General features: G+C 40.5%; 18 protein-coding genes and 2 pseudogenes. 7 read left to right on the top strand and 13 right to left on the bottom strand.

What is annotated here, in order from left to right; all coding sequences use genetic code 11:
• Window positions 1-69, top strand: a pseudogene (locus C3420_RS14240) (IS200/IS605 family transposase); the annotation flags it as partial.
• A 115-nt stretch (window positions 70-184) separates the two neighbouring features.
• On the opposite strand, the gene ahr reads toward C3420_RS14240, so the two are convergent.
• The 13 genes from ahr to C3420_RS14175 form a co-directional block, all read right to left on the bottom strand.
• A complete protein-coding gene (gene ahr / locus C3420_RS14235; protein WP_103800841.1) occupies window positions 185-1,207 on the bottom strand; it encodes an NADPH-dependent aldehyde reductase Ahr in 1,023 nt (340 codons plus the stop codon).
• Between the two features lie 4 nt (window positions 1,208-1,211).
• The gene (locus C3420_RS14230) at window positions 1,212-1,793 is read right to left on the bottom strand and encodes a DNA-3-methyladenine glycosylase I (protein WP_103800840.1); all 582 of its coding nucleotides are present in this window, start codon (window positions 1,791-1,793) and stop codon (window positions 1,212-1,214) included.
• A gap of 16 nt (window positions 1,794-1,809) precedes the next feature.
• A complete protein-coding gene (locus C3420_RS14225) occupies window positions 1,810-2,055 on the bottom strand; it encodes a hypothetical protein (RefSeq protein ID WP_103800839.1) in 246 nt (81 codons plus the stop codon).
• Window positions 2,056-2,070: 15 nt separating this feature from the next.
• Window positions 2,071-2,574 carry a M23 family metallopeptidase gene (locus C3420_RS14220; RefSeq protein ID WP_392388383.1) on the bottom strand — a complete coding sequence of 168 codons (504 nt, stop codon included), beginning with the start codon at window positions 2,572-2,574 and terminating at the stop codon, window positions 2,071-2,073.
• Between the two features lie 109 nt (window positions 2,575-2,683).
• Window positions 2,684-3,712: an A/G-specific adenine glycosylase gene (gene mutY / locus C3420_RS14215; RefSeq protein ID WP_103800837.1), complete on the bottom strand. Its 1,029-nt coding sequence runs from the start codon at window positions 3,710-3,712 to the stop codon at window positions 2,684-2,686.
• Window positions 3,713-3,870: 158 nt separating this feature from the next.
• On the bottom strand, window positions 3,871-4,275 hold the full coding sequence (locus C3420_RS14210) for an HIT family protein (RefSeq protein ID WP_262467759.1): 405 nt from the start codon (window positions 4,273-4,275) through the stop codon (window positions 3,871-3,873).
• Between the two features lie 36 nt (window positions 4,276-4,311).
• On the bottom strand, window positions 4,312-5,046 hold the full coding sequence (locus tag C3420_RS14205; RefSeq protein WP_103800836.1) for a dienelactone hydrolase family protein: 735 nt from the start codon (window positions 5,044-5,046) through the stop codon (window positions 4,312-4,314).
• A 140-nt stretch (window positions 5,047-5,186) separates the two neighbouring features.
• Entirely contained in the window at window positions 5,187-5,876 is a 690-nt protein-coding gene (locus C3420_RS14200) for an FKBP-type peptidyl-prolyl cis-trans isomerase (protein ID WP_008307019.1), read from the bottom strand.
• A gap of 49 nt (window positions 5,877-5,925) precedes the next feature.
• A complete protein-coding gene (locus C3420_RS14195; protein WP_103800835.1) occupies window positions 5,926-6,630 on the bottom strand; it encodes an FKBP-type peptidyl-prolyl cis-trans isomerase in 705 nt (234 codons plus the stop codon).
• Window positions 6,631-6,862: 232 nt separating this feature from the next.
• A complete protein-coding gene (locus tag C3420_RS14190; protein ID WP_103800834.1) occupies window positions 6,863-8,305 on the bottom strand; it encodes a capsule assembly Wzi family protein in 1,443 nt (480 codons plus the stop codon).
• Between the two features lie 146 nt (window positions 8,306-8,451).
• A complete protein-coding gene (locus tag C3420_RS14185) occupies window positions 8,452-10,635 on the bottom strand; it encodes a polysaccharide biosynthesis tyrosine autokinase (protein ID WP_103800833.1) in 2,184 nt (727 codons plus the stop codon).
• A 21-nt stretch (window positions 10,636-10,656) separates the two neighbouring features.
• Window positions 10,657-11,085, bottom strand: coding sequence for a low molecular weight protein-tyrosine-phosphatase (locus C3420_RS14180; protein WP_103800832.1), 429 nt, complete (start codon window positions 11,083-11,085; stop codon window positions 10,657-10,659).
• A complete protein-coding gene (locus C3420_RS14175) occupies window positions 11,085-12,188 on the bottom strand; it encodes a polysaccharide biosynthesis/export family protein (RefSeq protein WP_103800842.1) in 1,104 nt (367 codons plus the stop codon). Before C3420_RS14175 ends, C3420_RS14180 begins: the two co-directional genes overlap by 1 nt.
• 316 nt (window positions 12,189-12,504) lie before the next feature.
• Here C3420_RS14175 and tviB point away from each other — a divergent pair, with 316 nt between their 5' ends.
• The 6 genes and pseudogenes from tviB to C3420_RS14145 all read left to right on the top strand — a co-directional run.
• A complete protein-coding gene (gene tviB / locus C3420_RS14170) occupies window positions 12,505-13,782 on the top strand; it encodes a Vi polysaccharide biosynthesis UDP-N-acetylglucosamine C-6 dehydrogenase TviB (RefSeq protein ID WP_103800831.1) in 1,278 nt (425 codons plus the stop codon).
• Window positions 13,783-13,784: 2 nt separating this feature from the next.
• Window positions 13,785-15,074 (top strand): polysaccharide biosynthesis protein, encoded by a 1,290-nt coding sequence (locus tag C3420_RS14165; RefSeq protein WP_103800830.1) that lies wholly within the window; start codon window positions 13,785-13,787, stop codon window positions 15,072-15,074.
• A 4-nt stretch (window positions 15,075-15,078) separates the two neighbouring features.
• On the top strand, window positions 15,079-16,041 hold the full coding sequence (locus C3420_RS14160; protein ID WP_004777646.1) for a glycosyltransferase family 2 protein: 963 nt from the start codon (window positions 15,079-15,081) through the stop codon (window positions 16,039-16,041).
• Window positions 16,038-17,114 (top strand): glycosyltransferase family 4 protein, encoded by a 1,077-nt coding sequence (locus C3420_RS14155; RefSeq protein ID WP_103800829.1) that lies wholly within the window; start codon window positions 16,038-16,040, stop codon window positions 17,112-17,114. Before C3420_RS14160 ends, C3420_RS14155 begins: the two co-directional genes overlap by 4 nt.
• Window positions 17,115-17,122: 8 nt before the next feature.
• Window positions 17,123-18,211 carry a glycosyltransferase gene (locus C3420_RS14150; RefSeq protein ID WP_103800828.1) on the top strand — a complete coding sequence of 363 codons (1,089 nt, stop codon included), beginning with the start codon at window positions 17,123-17,125 and terminating at the stop codon, window positions 18,209-18,211.
• Window positions 18,201-18,587, top strand: a pseudogene (locus tag C3420_RS14145) (hypothetical protein); the annotation flags it as partial. The gene C3420_RS14150 and the pseudogene C3420_RS14145, both read left to right, overlap by 11 nt.

Here is an 18,587-nt window from a genome sequence, read left to right as displayed (position 1 = left end):
GCGTCATGCGGAGGTGCGCCAATCGGAATTATTAAACACTATATTCAGCAACAGCAAACACCGCATTAATGGCTTACGCCAGTCGCTTATATCCTCGGGCTGAACCCCGAAGTTTTACGCTCCAACGGATAAAAATCTGCCCGACTATCGCAGAAGGGCAGATGAGTGTATTCAAATCAACAATTTAAAAATCTGCTTTTAACACGATACGGTAACGGGCCTTGCCAGAATGCAGGCGTTCAATCGCTGTATTGATATCTGACATTGGAAATAATTCAATTTGTGGCGCAATATTTTTACGCGCGGCAAATTTCAGTAACTGACGTAAAGCTGCTGGAGAACCTGTCGGTGAACCAGTCACGGATTTGGCACCGCCAATTAATGAGCCAGCCGAAATCTGCATCGGCTCTAAAGGTAAGCCCAGCATATGCACGGTACCATTCGGTGCCAGTGTCGCCAGATAAGCCTGCCAGTCCAACGTAACATTCACGGTACTGAGCAGCAGATCGAATTTACCACGCAGTTTTTTAATTGCTGCCGGATCACGGCTGTTCACCACATGATCCGCGCCCATCGCTTTCAGCTCATCGGTTTTATCCAGGTTGGAGGTAAAAGCAGTAATCTCACAGCCCCAAGCTTTGAGCAATTTAATGGCGATATGCCCTAAACCACCAATGCCAATAACTCCGACATGGTGAATGGCCTGAATTTGATGTTTCAGAATCGGATCAAATACGGTAATACCACCACAGAGCAGAGGACCGGCACTGGTCGGATCCAGATCTTCCGGTAGAGGAATTGCCCATTGCCAGCCAGCACGGACTTTATCGGCGAAACCACCGGCATGACCAACAATTGTGGCCACCTGACCCCCAGTACACATGACCTGTTGACCTGAAATACATGGGTCACAATGCTGGCAACTTTCTGCTGTCCAGCCAATGCCGACGCGCTGACCAACCTTTAAACCTTTGGCTTCCGAACCCAGTTGTGTGATTATGCCAATAATTTCATGGCCGGCTACAACAGGATAGACTGAAGATCCCCAGTCATTATTGAGCACTGAAATATCGGAATGGCATAGGCCACAATATTCAACTTTGACTTCGACCTGATGTGGCTGAAGTTCACCTGCATCAAATTGATAAGGCTCTAGTGCGGCACCTGCAGACATTGCGGCATAGGCTTGAATGGTATTATTAGACATGGGCTCAGCTCTTATTTGAATGAGGGGATCTTGTTTTAAAGTGACAGTGATTTTCATGGTCATCGACCATGCCCACTGCCTGCATAAAGGCATAACAAATCGTTGGACCAACAAATCTGAAACCAGCTTTTTTCAAGGCTTTGGACATGTGCTGACTTTCAGCCGTCTGTGCCGGAGCCTGCCGGTAATTTGCCACATCATTATTTAAACGTGGCTGCCGGGCAAAAGACCATAACCATTCGACTATATCATGATCTTGAGATTTCAGCTGTTGCCAGGCCCGGGCATTATCCCGAATTGCGGTCAATTTACCGATATGCCGGATCAGACTAGCATCTTGCAGTTTTGCTGTGAGTTGCTCATCTGTAAAAGCAGCAATGGTTGCAATAGAATATTGAAAGAAATGTTCACGGTATGCTTCACGCTTTTTCAGGACCGTGATCCAGGCCAATCCTGCTTGCTGTCCTTCCAGACACAGCATTTCAAACAGACGCGGTTCATCCAGAATAACCTGTCCCCATTCCTGGTCGTGATATTGAATATAAAGAGAATTATCGGAGCACCAGCCACAGCGTTGAATGGTCATGTGATGCTCCTTATTTTTAGAGTTTGAACGTGGTCCATTGATCTTGCTGGTTATCCCAGTAAGATAACTCTGCCTGCTCCAGATCACTAAACTGGATCCAGGCGTCTTTGCCGCTCTTATCGGCATAACCGGTACTGATCAGAAGTGCATCTTCGGTGATTTCCATAATCCAGCCCTGATAAGTCTGGTCATTGAACACGATTTTTTGTTGATTGCCTGACTCAGCAAATTCTACCAGACGGTTGATCAACGCTTCTGACATGTACATTTCCTAAAATTAACGTAAATATGGATAGGGATTTACTGCACCACGGCCTTTACCCTGCAGATAAAGCCCATAATGCAGGTGAGGCGCAGTATGCCGTGCATTACCGCTATTGCCAACATAGCCAATCACCTGACCTTTTTTGACATAGTCCCCGACACTCAAGCCGCGCTTATGCCCGTCAAGATGCGCATAATAATGCCAGGTTCCACCCGGGCCGAGTATCCAGATCACTTTACCACCCAAATTGTTATTGCGTAAGTCTGCAATCAGGCCCTCCGTCGCACTCAGGACTTTGGTTCCACGTGGAGCCATAATATCAATACCTTCATGCAGGCGGCCACTGCTGCGGGAAGCTCCCCAGGTATCCTTGAGCTGGCGTGTCTTGATGTTATCTACCGGGATCGGCAGCCGGGAGGGCATTGTTGTATTCCTCAGTTGCTGTACCAGAATCGGATTTAGTACTGTAGAACCCGGCTGTTTTGGAGTAGAGCTACACGCTGCCAATAGCAGCATCAAAACAGAAATAATGGCAAAACGAATATTGTGCTGCAAAGCATCCTTCCTTGTGCGCCTGTATCAAATTCAAAATTATTAAGTTAAAAATCTCGTATTTCTAAATATGTCACAGTTGAGTTGCAGAGATCAATTTTTTCATTGCTGTGGGGATGCCGGCCTGAACTGCCGCGTTTGGCTCCAGCCAGATTCCGTTCAGTTCAATAGCTAAATGCTCTTGCAGATCAGCATCAATAGCAAATACCAAACCTTGCAGCTGCCAGGTAAAATGGGTAAAACTGTGCGAAATTTCGACTTTTTGTATGAACTGTTTTAAGCCTAGACTCTGTTTTAATACATCCAGTTCATGTACTTCTTCAATAATCGGCAAGCACCACAGACCACCCCAAAGTCCAGTATTGGGACGTTGCTGCCACAGCCATTGATCACCACATTGTAAGATCAGTACCTGGGCAGATTTCACCGGTACTGGTTTTTTAGCTTTCTTAAAAGGCAGCTCGTTTTCTAAGCCTTGTTGATGTGCCTGGCAATGCTGTTGCATCGGACAATACAGACACAGCGGTTTCTTGGGCGTACAAACTGTGGCTCCCAGATCCATAATTGCCTGGGTATAGTCATGATTACGTTCGTTAGGACACAGCTCTTCAGCCAGTTGCCACATGGCACGTTCATGAATGGGCTTAGACAGATCATCTTCAATGGCAAAGAAACGTGACAAAACCCGTTTGACATTACCATCCATAATCACGCCGTATTTACGTAACCCTAAAGACATCAATGCACCAGCCGTCGAGCGGCCAATACCTGGCAGGGCAATCCATTCTTCCAGGGTTTCAGGAAAATGACCTTGCTTAGCTACAATTCCAGCTGCTTTATGCAGATTACGTGCCCGGGCATAATAGCCAAGACCAGCCCAGTAGGGAGCAACTTCATCCCAGGTCGCGGTTCCCAAGTCCTGAACCGTAGGAAAACGTGCAATAAAACGGTCAAAGTACTGTAATACTGTTTTGACCTGAGTCTGCTGCAGCATAATTTCAGAAATCCAGACTTTGTAAGGGTCATCTGCTACTTGCCACGGCAAGTCATGCCGGCCATGAACATCAAACCATTCTAAAAGCGCATCTGAAAATACAAACATGAATACTGGACAAGGCAGGGAAACAGGAAGGCATTATAGCGGATTCAGCTGAAGGAATCGGTGAAAAGTGTATCAAGGTAAATAGGCAGATTAGACAATAAAAAAGTGAATGATCCGAAGTTCATTCACTCTGGTAAAACTTGCTCTAAAAACTGATGTTAGTCTTCAATTCCCCAACGGGCATCCAGTTTCAGCACTTTGCCTTCATAACGTGGAATAAGGTGAATATGCAGGTGTTCAGACTTTGCCTTAAATACCTCACCATCATTAAAACCTACATGGAAGCCAGATGGCTGATAACGTAAATTCAGTTCATTACGTGCCTGTTCCAGCAAAGACATCAAGCTTTTACGTTCCTTATCGGTAATTTCAAAAAAGGAAGCCACATGACGCAGCGGAACGATCACACTATGCCCTTGGGATAATGAATTCGGTTCAGGCAACACCACACCAAAGTCATTTTTGGCAATGACATTATATTCGTCATAGTTGCAGTATGGACAGTTGTTCTCAGCCATTTCATTCTCCTTATTTCTTCTTGAATAATCATTTTTTGCACTAATCCGCTCCCCCTCAGAGTGGAATAGCACAAATATTCTTTACGCCAGGCGACGTGCCAGCAGGGCATACATTGCCTCAAGGCTCTGTTTTTCTGCTTCAGCATTGTAACCAAGGTCTACACCATTGGCTTTGGCCCGTTCATCGGCAAGCGGGTTGCTAAAGCCATGTTTAGCATCTTTGAAGATGATCACGTCGTGTTTCACATTGGCGGCCTGCATTTCCTTACGGAAACTTTCAACATCATCCAGTGAAACCATGCTGTCCTGTTCACCGTGCAGAACGAGAATCTCAGCCTGAACCTGACCTTCTTGAGCAGGTGCTTTGGGTGACAGATTGGCATGGAAAGTTGCCACCGCCTGCAATGGGGCATTAGAACGCGCCAGATCGAGTGCGACTTTACCGCCATAACAGAAACCGATTGCGGCCAGTTTATCTGCATCAACTTCATCTTGTGCCGCGAGGGTATTCAGGGCAGCAGTAGCACGGTTCACAATCGTATCGGGATCTTCAAACGTCTGCATCATCCATTCATAGGCTTGATTCGATGCCGTAGTGACTTTTTTATCGCCATACATATCAATCGCCAAGGCAGCATAGCCGTGTTCAGCCAGTTCACGGGCACGCTGTTCGGTATAGTCATTACGCCCCCACCATTCAGGTGCCACAATTACACCTGGAACAGGCGTATCGGATTCGGGCGCTGCAAAATAACCGATTAACTGGCTGCCATCCTGCGCCGTATATTGAATCTCACGTGTCTTTATTGCTGCCATGGAAGTTCCTCTATTGTTGTTCAGTATTTGGATGAAAGTATAAACATAGCAAAAGCCAAACAGATGTCACAGGATTACAGCAGATTAATTTGTTCTTTTTAGTCAAAAAAAGGAGATATGCCCGGATATCTCCTTTTTGATTATTTCATGACTTCAATCAGTTCAATATCGAAGATCAAGGTGCTATTCGGTTCAATCACATCACCTGAACCAATTTGCCCATAAGCAAGTTCTGCGGGTATAAAGAAACGGTATTTGGCACCAGGTTTCATCAGTTGCAGACCTTCGGTCCAGCCCATAATCACCTGACTGGTCTTGAATACAACCGGCTGATTACGTGCAATTGAACTGTCAAACACAGTCCCATCAATCAGACGACCTTCATAATGTACTTTGACATTACTGTTCGCATTTGGCGATTTTCCTTTGCCATCTTGCAGGATCTGATATTGAAGTCCTGATTTAGTCGTTTTAATCTCTGGTTTTTTGGCATTTTCAGCCAGGAATTCACGGCCAATTTTGGCATTTTCTTCAGCTGTTTTCTTGAGCTCAATTAACTCGCGAGCATCTGCCTGACGCTTGTATTGCATCAGTACCTTGGCCATTTCTTCTTCAGTCAAGCTGGCTTTTTGCCCTGCTGCTGCGGCTTTCAGTCCAGCACTAAATGCATCTAGATTGATGCCTTTTAATGAATCGGCATTATTGCGACCCATGAGATAGCCAAAGCTGTAACCTACCTGTTCTGCTTCTGTACTTTTGGTGGTGATATCCTTGGCGTATAGGCTACCGGAACATAACAGCAGGGCAGCAAGACTAATTTGTATTTTCATTCTAGTTTCTCAAAAACAAGGGAGAGCATAGTGCTCTCCCTAAACCGTATTATTTTACTTCGATGAGTTCAACATCAAAAATCAAAGTGCTGTTCGGCGGGATGGTACCTGGAACGCCTTGCTGACCATAACCGAGCTGAGATGGGATATATAAGGTGGCTTTGCCGCCTTCTTTCATCAGCTGTAAACCTTCAGTCCAGCCTGGAATAACCTGATTCAGTGGGAATTCGATCGGTTCACCACGTTCTACTGAACTGTCAAATACTGTACCGTCAACTAGCTTGCCAGTATAGTGAACTTTAACCATAGAATCTGCAGCAGGTGATTTTCCAGTACCTTCTTTGGTTACTAGGTATTGCAGGCCTGAAGCAGTGGTCTTGACGCCAGGTTTTTTCCCATTTTCAGTCAGGAAAGAATCACTTGAAGCTTGGGCCTTTTTAGCATCATCAAGCTGCTTTTGCTGCATATCCTTCTGGAACTGCTCATAAGCTGCCTGTAGTTCTTCTTCATTATAGGCTGCCTCATTACGGGCATGGCCATCACGAACACCGGTAATGAAGCTGTTGATATCCAGCTCTGGTGGAGTTTGATGTGCGACTTCATAACCGAGAGCATAGCTGATTTTAGAAACTGCAGATGCATCTTTAGATGCCTTAGAAGTTTGATTTACCGGATGTTGAATTGCATAGTAAACAGGAACGAGCGCAGCACCGCCTAGAAGAACAGCGACAGCAATCGGTAAGGCCTTACTCATGTATTATTCCAATATGATGTTATCGTTAATGTTCGTTCCATCTTAGCAGAAATTTTTAAGAAATCTTGAAGATTGGGTGGTTTTTTAGCAAGCGGATATCGCAGTTGTGTTGAAGTTTAAAGAGATAAAAAACCAGCAATAGCTGGTTTTTTAATTTTTCAGAATTTAATCATTGTTAGAGATTGTCTAGCAACAATGATTGTCACAACTAAAAGTATCTTTTGCAAAGAACTTAGTAGGAAAATAAGCCTTTTTCTAGAGGAAATTCAATTCCAATCGATGCACCGCCATCATTACCATATAGGTCTGAATCGCTGATCCAGCCATTTAATTTTAGTGGAATATCGGGACGTAGATAATGGGTCCAGCTCACATTAACAGCTTTTAATTCATCTTGCGCTGGAAAAGCTAAATTAGTAGTTCGGTTGGATTCATTCAACTTGGCAAACAGTACTCGTGCATTAACACGATTCAGGCGATCGAAACGAATATCACCACCCACAGAAATCATTTGACCATCACCACCCATCGCATGCGCTAATGGGTAACCATGCTGGTAAAAACCATCGGTATATACACTGTGATTATAAGAAATACCTTGGGCTTTGCCATTGGTGCGGGTGTCTGCCCATTCGGTATATAGCTGAAAAGGCATATTATTATAGCTAGAGGAATAATCGACTCCAGCCAAATACATTTTTTTGGCCGGTAAGCCGCCGGCTTCATCTTCACCAACATATTGTGCATACATTCCCATTGGGACTTGTAGCAATGGTTGTAGATTTAAGCGTGCATCAAAACCCGCAATTTGATTTGATGGATCAGGTTCACCTGTGCCGCCATTGTCTTTATTCCCGACAAAAGCATCCCAAAGTGAGCTCAGGCTTTCAGGTCTTCCTTCTCCCCCCCATTGAATAGCTCGCGAAGCACCCAGCTCCAGATAAGGTAAAGGTTGCGCGGTGACACGTAAACCAATCAACTTAGCATCAGGTACAGCATCGTAGTTATCTAGTTGTCCGGCAAAGGCTTGATATTGCCAAGGTCCGATCCAGGATAGCCATTTATTTGCAAAAGCATGCTGTTCGGCACGCTGCATGGTCACACCATACACAGGACGGCTGGCATCACCCCGAATTAAGCTGCCATCATGGCCAGGTCCCCAGTAGGTCGGGATTTGCCCAGCAATTAGCCATTGATTCCATAGTTTACCTGCGAGGTAAGACCCTTCAACATTCACATCTTGATCATGATCAATCTGGGGATCTTTTTCTGCATTCACGCGAAGTCTAGCATCCCAATTCTGATTACCTGTATTCAACTCTATACCTGCTTGATATTGAGCTTTTTGCTGGTCACCAAAGGCTTGAGGAATATTTTTTTGATCTGTCTCTGCAAACAAGGATGCTTTGAGTAACTGGTTATTGGTATTTAAGTGAGCCATGACAGAATCAATGACTTTTTGTTGATTACTATTGCTAACTTTTGCCTGAGAAAGGGCACGTTGAATTTCATCACCACTCATTGGCCAGGTCGAAGTGCTGATTTGAATCACACCTTGCTGATTTAACCAGTTTAAATCGGTACGCAGGTTTTGCTCATTTAAAACGATGCCTTGCGCAAAGGTTAGTGAGGAGCTTAATGCCAAGCTGGCGAGCAGTGTTTTCGATTTAAACATTCTTGTAAATTCTCAGGAGTTTTAAACTGTAACCACGATAGGTTTTTTAGTTGATTTTTTCAACAATGATCATTTGGGATAAATGTAATAGAGGGTGATTTCACACCCTGCTTAAGGCAGGATGTGAAATCAAAGCTTACAATGAATTAGTCATTGTCTTTATTTGCAGTATATACATAAGCATAATTATAACCATAGCTACTTGCCACCCCTTTTTGTACATCATTCAGAATCACACCATTCACTTTGACTTTCGCCTGCTCAAAACGGTTGATGGTCAATTCAAGCTCTTTCATCTGAGTTTTGGCATGACGTACCACCAGCAGGTTCACACCAGCAGACTGTGCAATGATCACACCATCTGTGACTGCCAGGGCAGGCGGCGTATCAATCAGAATATGATCAAACTGAGCAGATAACTCGCTCAAAAGTGCCTGGAACTTTTGTGAACCTAATAACTCTGCAGGATTAGATGGGTTTTTACCCCGTGAAATAAAGTACAGACCCTCATAGCTGTCGGCCTTGATGACTTGCTCCAAAGTATGAGTACCCAGCAGAAGCTCAGACAGTCCTGGGGCTGTATCCTGATGAAAATACTTGTGTAAATAGCCGCGGCGCATATCGCCATCCATCACCAAGACTTTTTTACCGCCCTGCGCCAGAATGGCACCCAGATTTGCTGTAATAAAAGATTTACCCACTTCTGGGGCCGGGCCAGAGATAGCAATAATATTATTTTTGGCTTCCGTCAGCGAAAAATGAATCGTAGTCCGGATACTGCGAATACTTTCCACCGCAATATCCTCGCTATCTTTAACTGCAAGAACAGGAATAGATTTTTTCTTTTTCAGCAGTTTTACACGGCTTTCTTGAACTGCTGAGCGCGGTACGGTGGCATAAACAGGAATATCCAGTTCATTCTCAATCTGTGCTGCATCTTTAATACCACTGCGCATCATATTGCGTAACAGTGCGATTAAGATGCCGAGGAAGCCACCGAGGAAAATTGACAGAATCAGAATCTGCAGTTTTTTTGGTGCAATCGGCTTAAGTGGTTCAACAGCGGTATCAACAATACGCACATTACCGATTTCACCGGCTTTGGCAATTCTTAACTGCTGATAAGAATTAAGCAGCGCTGTATACAGCTGCTGTTTGACTTCGACTTCGCGATATAGCTGTAAGTAACGACGTTGTAAATCTGGTAGCTGTTTTAAGGTTCCATTCAGCTCGGCAATTCTGCTATTGATCGCAGCCAGTTGGGCTTCCATCTGCTGCATGACCGGATGTTCGCTGGTGTACTTCGCTGAAGCCTCAGCAACTGACTGTTCCAGCTGGGCTTTTTGGGTTTCCAGCGCAATACTTTGAGTTAAATACAACTCGGATTCTTTGGTTACATCCACAGTATTAGACTGCTGACGGAACTGGTTAAATTCACGTTCTGCCACATCCAGCTGCTGACGCAGTTCAGGTAGCTGATCTTCCAGAAACTTAAGCGTTTGAGCCGTTTCGGCTGAACGACGTTCCACGTTCTGCTGACTGTATGCTTGCAGAATGGCATTCAGTACCTGGGTAATATGTGCTTTATCTTGGCCTTCATAATTTAAGCCTAAAATCCCGGTCATTTTGCCTTTTTCTGCGACAGAGTAATTTGCAAGTAAACGATTTGCAGCAGCAGGCAGAGACTGTTTACTGATGAGATAACGGTCCTGGAACTGGTCCTGACTAAAAATTGCCACTTTCCAGGTCCCATTCGCATGAGTCGCCTGATTATTGCGGTTTAACAGGCCAGAAAAAACCACTTGGCCTGTTCTTGGATCGGTCAGACTAAACTGTTGTTCTTTAAATTGTAGTTCTAAAGTCTTGTCATAATAGGCCTGTGGAATATCAAACTGGCGGATATCAAACGCTTGATCACCATCTCTGAATAAAACGGATTGAGGCGAATATTCAGTTCGGTAATCATGCGGATTCAGCAGACGATCAAACAGGGAGTCTTCTGTTCCTGCAACTTGAATATCTAAATTTAAGCGATCAATTACGTCGCCCAGGACCAGACGTGATTTTAGAATTTCGATTTCCGCCTGTGCTGGCTGCTTTTGCTCGATCATATTCGACAGATCGCCAAGCAAAGCTGCAGACGTACCTTTACTTTCTTCGACCTGAACCAGTGCATCCACACGATAGGTATCTGGTGTAACACGTAAATATAGTAAAGCCGCCACAATACTTAAAATAACGCAAAGGGCAATAAGTTTCCATTGAGCAATCAATGAGAAAAAGAGTTCTTTTAAGTCAATGGTATCTTCAGCGTTGGTGGTTTGGCTCATAGTTTATTGTCATTCAATTATTTAAAGATGGGATATCCAGTCATTTACACACTGTTGAATCTGCTCAAAGGTGTGGTCAAAAAAGAGTTGATCCTGCTGGTAGGGGTCAGCAATATTTTTTGATTGCCAGTGCCCCAGGCGAAAAGTTTTTCCTTTGGCAAAAGGCCAGCGCTGCTCTAAATGCTGTTGCTGATTTTTACTCATGACCAGCACCAGATCGGCCTGTTTAATCATGTCCCCAGTGAGTTTTTTGGCACAATGAGCCTGCATGTCCAGTCCGATACTTTGCATACAGCGCTGGGCTTTCTCATCTGCCGGATAGCCGACCATCGCTGCAATACCAGCCGAATGGATCTGCCGTTCAGATAGAGCCTGCTTGAGTAAATATTCAGCCATGGGACTGCGGCAGATATTGCCGACACAGACGACCAGAATATGCTGAAACTGCATTATTGCCCCAGCCGATCCAGATTATACAAGGCGTTCGAGAACGGAATCATCTGATTCACGACACGTTGCCAGCGGGCCAAGCCTGATGCATCGACATAGACAATATCATTACTGCGCATTTTAAACTGATTGGCCAGGCCAAAGTCGGCAATACTGGTGAGGTCCATCTGGTAAACTTCAGTATGGATAGTATTGGCTTGACTACGCACAATATAAATTTTGCTGCGACTGGCAGAGAGTGGATCTAGACCCAAACTTTCACCTAATACATCACTTAAACTCATGCCTTGGTCCCGCAATGGCAAGGACTGATTTTTGCCAGATTCACCCATGACATAAATTTTTTGATTTTCGCGATTGTTCACATATAAAGTGTCATTGGGCTGGATCAATAAATTGTGCAAAGAAAGTCCAGCTTTTTCTAATTCTACGGTATTTAGCTGGTATGTACGTCCCTGACGGACTAAAGTCACAGAAGTATTGTCCCCCTGTTGTGCATTGACACCACCGGCCAGACCTAAAGCGGTATAGACACTGGTCGGCTGGTCACTTAAATAGAACTGGCCACCTTTCATTACATTACCTTGCACCGAATAACGTTGGCCCTGATAAGACAGAACCCGTGCTACTACATCAGGCGTTTTTAAATAACGCGATAGCTGACTGCGCAGCTCACGATTCACCTGACTTAAAGATTTGCCTGCAGCTTTATAACGGCCAATAATCGGGAATTGAATATAGCCACTTTGGTCAATTTGATAACCATTCGCGCGTGCAGACTCATCACTACTCACACTCGTGGAAGCAGGTGTGATTTCAGGATAAGCCCATAAGTAGATCGACAGGATATCGCCTGAACTTAAGGTGTATTGACGTTGTGGTGTATGAAATAAATGCGCATAGTCTTGTTGAATATTGTGAACTGCAGGCTGCACCGCTAGCATTGAGTCTTGGGTGAGTTTAATCACATTGACCGCTGTACCCAAGTCGGTGGTGTAAACCCCTTCGCGAGGTAAGTCGTAGGTTTGTAAACCAGAGGTGACAGCGCACCCCGTAGTGGCAATGCCACATGCTAATAAAATAGCCAGTTGAAAGTGTCGCACGCGAGATCCCATTATTAATTTTTTAAAATCGTTTTGGATAAATTGCTGTCATTTTACCGAACTTGTGAAAGAGGTATATAGCAATTTGTAACCATTTTGCATATTTGGCAGAATCTTAAAGTAGAAAAGAGAATTCTTAAAAAATTATGAAGTTATTCTAAATAGGAAAAGTGAATACTCACAAAAATTATACATTGCAATCTTTTTCACGTCATTTGAGCACAAATCATAATAGAAATTTCATACATTTCTGCTAGTATCCCTGCCGAAAGATTCATTCTTCATAAAATATAGATATAAATTGAAAGGCGCTTAAATGCTACAACTCTCTGAGCTAAAAATTGCCGTTATTGGTTTAGGCTATGTCGGTTTACCCTTGGCAGTTGAATTCGGGAAAAAATTGCCAGTGGTGGGTTTTGATATTCATCAAAAACGTATACAAGAATTACAAAGTGGGCAAGATCACACCTTAGAAGTGTCACCAGAAGAACTTAAACAAGCAACGCAACTGACTTATTCCGCTAATTTAGGTGATTTAAATAGCTGCAATTTTTTTATTGTGACTGTTCCAACGCCAATTGATGAATTTAAACAACCTGATTTAACCCCACTTATTAAAGCGTCTACTAGTAATGGAAAAGTACTCAAAAAAGGCGATGTAGTGGTGTATGAGTCTACGGTATACCCAGGTGCTACAGAAGAAGCTTGTATTCCAGTTTTGGAACAAGTCTCAGGCTTAAAATTTAATCAGGATTTTTTTGCAGGCTATAGTCCAGAACGGATTAACCCAGGCGATAAGCTGCACCGTGTGACCAATATTTTAAAAGTAACATCGGGTTCTACCCCAGAAGTTGCAGACTTTGTCGATGCAGTCTATCAACTGATTGTGACTGCAGGTACGCATAAAGCACCGAGTATAAAAGTGGCTGAAGCCGCAAAGGTCATTGAAAATACCCAACGTGATGTGAATATTGCTTTAATTAATGAATTAGCTGTGATCTTTAATAAGTTGGGTATAGATACTGAAGCGGTGTTGCAGGCTGCAGGAACCAAGTGGAATTTTTTACCTTTCCGCCCTGGTTTGGTGGGTGGGCACTGTATTGGGGTAGACCCGTATTATTTAACCCATAAAGCACAGTCTTTAGGCCTGCATCCAGAAATCATTTTGGCGGCACGTCGTTTAAATGACCGTATGGGTGAATACGTTGCAACACAATTGATTAAAGAGATGGTGAAGCAGCGTATACAAGTGGTGGGTTCAAAAATTTTAGTGATGGGCTTAAGTTTTAAAGAAAATTGTCCTGATATTCGCAATACTAAAATTGTAGATATGGTCAAAGCTTTAAAAGAATATGATTTAGATTTAGATATTTATGACCCGTGGGTGGATCCGTTAGACGCAGCAAAGGAATATGGTATAGACCCTGTTTCTAGTTTGGCGAACGCTAAATATGATGCCATTGTTTTAGCAGTTGCGCATGATCAATTTAAACAGATGTCTATAGATGAGTTTAAAGCAGCGGCAAAAGAAAAATATGTTTTATACGATTTAAAATACATTCTAAATCAGTTAGATGTGGATATTCGACTGTAAGTATGTATAAGTTAATTGTAAGATCAGCTAAAGATCCTAGAATAAAAAATTCTATTTGGATGATGTCTGAAAAGCTCATTGCTATATTTGGATTAATTTTCGTAACTTCATTCGTAGCAAAATATATTGGTCCTGAGAACTTTGGTAAATTGACTTTCGTTGGCTCCATATTTGCGATTTTACAAACGTTATCCTTGATGGGAACAGAGAACATTATTTTTCAAAAAACAGCCAAGAATCGTAAAATTGGAGAAAATATAATTTATGCCTCCAAAAGGTTAAGAGATTATATTTATGGTTCACTTTCAATAATTACTTTAGGTGGATTGTATTTTTATACAGATCGTTTAACCTTTATTTTTGGTATATCAACTTGTATTGCAATTTATTTTGCTGTACATGATGTTTATAGTATTTATTTTAATGCAATTCTCGAATCAAAGATAAATGCATATTGTAATATCACAGCGCTAATCATTTCATTAAGTGTGCGCTATTTAATTGTTTTATTTCAACTTCCGATTGAAACACTCGGTATTCCCATTATTTTACTAACACTAATACCATTTTTATTAAGAAAATATCTTTATACGAAAAAAAAACTGTCTGTTGGCATCATGCTGCCATATGCTATAAAAAGATATAGACAGTATACTTTTGCAGTCGGTCAAAAGCTCTTATTGTATTCACTTTCGGTTGCAATTTTTACTAAAACGGCACAGCTCTTCCTAGGTTTAGAGTCACAATTTGATCTTGGTATTTATACTGTAGCTATGACATTAGGTAACAGTTTTTACTTTGTTCTTCTCGCAATTATTTCATCTTATTTTACTGGAATCTATCAAGAGGAGAGCTTAGAAAAAAGTCAAAATAATGTTGCGCAACTTTATATGGTAGTGGTGGTTATTTCTTTGTTTGTCACACTAGGGTTATATCTTTTTGGACCTTGGGTTGTAAGCGTACTTTATGGCGTTGAATTTATTCGGGTTACTGAGATTTTGTGGCTAGCAGGTTTGGTAACCTTGTTCTCAGGACTGTCTACAATTGCAGAAAAATATTTGATTAAGTTCAATGCATATGAATATTTGAAACGGAAGACATTTATACTTGTGTTCTTTAATGTAATATTGACTTTTTTAATGGTTAAGTTGTATGGGTTATACGGTGGTATCTATGCCATTTTAACGACAGAAATCTTATCGGTGACCCTATTTAATTATTTTTTTAGAAATGGGCTTATTTGGGACACTCAAAAAAGAATGTTCCTAATATCTACTTATTTAAAACGGTAGCAGTATGCTTTTAAGTTTAATTATACCAATTTATAATGTTGAAAAATATATTGAGGAGTGTTTGGAGAGTGTATGCTGCCAACTTGTTGCGGGTGTAGAGGTTATTCTAGTGAATGACGGTACGCCGGATAGCTCTATGCTAATTGCACGCAAATATATATCTGAGCGATATAATAATTTAAAAGAGCAGTTTGTTTTTATAGATCAAGAAAATCAAGGTTTAAGTGGGGCAAGAAATACAGGTATTCTACACTCTAAGGGTGAATACCTAATGTTTTTAGATTCAGATGATCGTATAGACGGACTTTTTTTCTCTAAATTGTATACTGTCTTAGAGGAGAGTGGTGTCGATTTAATTCAATTTAAAGCTTATAGGTTTTATGATCAATCATCCGAAAAAATAAATTTTATGCCTGATAGCCCATATACACAAAAACATGTTATTGATGATGATATTTTGAAATTTATATTTAATTCATCAAACTGGTTTGCGTGGCTTAGAATTTACCATAAGAAACTTTTCGATACGCAAAAATTTCCTGTACGGAAATTGTATGAAGATGCTTATACAACACCATTTATTTTTTTGAATGCCAAGACTATTTATTTTATTAATGAATGTTTGTTGGGTTACCGTTTTAATGAACAAGGAATTACGGCAAAAATTACAGAAAATAGTTTAGACGACTTGAGAGGTGTGGCAGAAGTTTTTGTAAAAAGTATTCCTAAGTGTAAGTACTTTAGTTCTAGTTTAATTTCGATTAGCCAATATTATATTTTGCAAAGTTTGAGATCGGAAGGATATATTAAAGCTTTAAGACGATGGTCGGAGCTTAGAGGGTTAATAAGACAAAGTGATTTTGATAAAAGTTTATTAGAAAATAGAGGGAATATATTATTTTATCGGTACGGCATTTTTTTTATATTTGTTGAACAGTTATGGCTTAAAATGAAAGGAAAAAAATGAAAAATATCTGCTTTTTGATAGGTGACATTAGTCATTCTGGTGGAACAGAGCGAGTTACAACGCTTATTGCTAATCAACTTGTTTTGAATCATTGTGTTCATGTACTTTCTTTAAGTAATGGTGCAACTCCTTTCTTTGCCCAATATCCTACTATTATTAATAATAGATTGTTCGACGAAAAGGTGTCGATGAGAAAGCATTACGTGGCAGTAATTAAGAAACTAAGAAATTATCTATTATATCATAAAATTGATACTTTAGTAGTTGTTGATAGTATAAGTTGCGTTTTTACAGTGCCTGCATGCACTGGACTAAGAATCAATCATATTTGTTGGGAACATTTTAACTTAAAAGTCAACCTCGGTTCTTGGTTCCGAGACTTAGGGCGTTGGATGGCGGCGAAATGGTGTAATAAAATTGTTACATTGACTGAAAGAGATAAGTCCTTTTGGGATAAAAGATTTGATCTTGAACATACGAATAAAGTTGTTGCAATAGCAAATCCAAGCCCATTTGAGGTACAACAAAATATACCATCATTAGATTATAAAACGATTTTGTGTGTAGGTCGCTTAACGTATCAAAAAGGATTTGATTTACTTATTACTGCTTGGGCAAGAGTTGCTCAGCAAGTACCTGATTGGAAAATTGTCATTGTAGGTTCGGGTGAAGATGAGCAAATGCTTAAACAGATGGCAAAGAGTCTAGGAGTGGATGATTCGATCATATTTGCAGGACAGCAAAAGAATATGTCTACATTTTATAGACAGGCTTCATTTTTTTGTATGAGTTCGCGTTTTGAAGGGCTGCCTATGGTATTGTTGGAAGCACAAAGTTATGGTTTACCAATCGTTGCATTTGATTGTGATACTGGACCTGCTGAAATTGTCCAGCATAATATAAATGGCCTTCTAGTAGAGTCGGGAAATATAAATGGACTGACTAATTCGTTATTAGAGTTAATAAACTTATCTAATATTCAGTATGAAAAAACGTCATCCAATGCTGTTGAAAATAGTGTTAGATATTCTGTCAACCCTATATTGAAACAATGGTTAAGTATTATTAAATAGAGTAGTTTATGAAAATACTATATGTGATTACTGGACTGGGTCAAGGTGGCGCAGAGCGAGTTGTTTGTGATTTAGCAGACAAAATGCATGAAAAAGGGAATGATGTTAAAATTGCTTATCTAACTGGAGATATTCTAACAAAGCCTCGTTACCAAGAAATTGAATTAATTAAAATTAATTTAAATAGTTTGCTGTTATTTCCTCTTTCTTATATTAAACTTTCTAAAATAATTAAAAATTTTGAACCGGATGTTGTTCACTCACATATGGTACATGCTAATATTTTTACGCGTCTTATTCGAGCAGTTACCCCTATAAAAAAACTTATTTGTACTGCGCATAATAGTGAGGAAGGTGGGAGATTGAGAATGCTTGCGTACAGATTTACACATAATCTAGCTGATCTAACTACTAATGTTAGCAATGAAGCAGTACAAGCATTTATCGAAAAAAAAGCAGTACCAGACTCAGATATCATCACAACATATAATGGAATAGATCTGAGTAGGTTTTTTTATCACTCAGAAGCCAAAAATAAAATTCTGAATGAACTTAATATAAATACAAATTCTTATTTGATTCTAGCAGTAGGACGTTTTAGTGAGCAGAAGGATTACCCAAATTTATTGCACGCTTTTAAAACTTTAAAAAATAAGAGTATTAGAGATATTAAATTGATTATTGCCGGGGATGGGGAACTACGTTCAGAAGTTGAAAAAATTATTGATGAGTTGGATTTAAAGCAAGATATTTATTTATTAGGAAGACGCAGTGATATCCCAGATTTAATGAGTGCTGCAGATTTATTTGTATTATCATCTAAGTATGAAGGATTCGGTTTGGTTGTTGCTGAGGCGATGGCATGTAAGACTTTAGTTGTCGCTACAGATTGTGGAGGAGTTGCTGAAGTTTTAAACAATGATCAATTCTTAGTACCTCCATCAAACTCAAATGTATTAGCAGAAAAAATGTATTATGCCTTAAGCCTCTCTCAACAAGAAAAAAATAAGAATATTATAAAAAACTTATGTCATATAGAAAAAAATTTTTCATTAGAAAAAATAGTTGAAAAATGGATATATCTATATGATAAATAATATTTTAAAAAGAGTATCAAATAAAGCTTTATTTTTGTGTCTCATTTGCTTGGTTTTTATAAAAATTACTTTTCATTTTTTGATAAAAATTGATTACATCTCCCTTGGTTTGGGTGGTGGTAACGACTCAGATTATTATGATGCCTATGTTTTGGGTTATAATGATATTGCTGTTAATATTTGGCCTGTCATTCTAAGGTTTTTTAATGATCTTGGTTTATATTCTCGTGATGGAATTTCTTATTTATTTTTGTTTATAAATTTATTTATAATTCCTTTTTTAGTGGGTAAATTATCTGGTCTTAATTTTCAAAACAGTCAGAAGTATTACCTTTATAGTGTTCTGCTATGTCTAATCTATCCTACACTTTTTTTC

It is taken from the genome of Acinetobacter sp. ACNIH3 (assembly GCF_002918965.1).
Taxonomy (GTDB): Bacteria; Pseudomonadota; Gammaproteobacteria; order Pseudomonadales; family Moraxellaceae; genus Acinetobacter; species Acinetobacter schindleri.
This window is presented reverse-complemented; position numbering and strand designations above follow the sequence as displayed.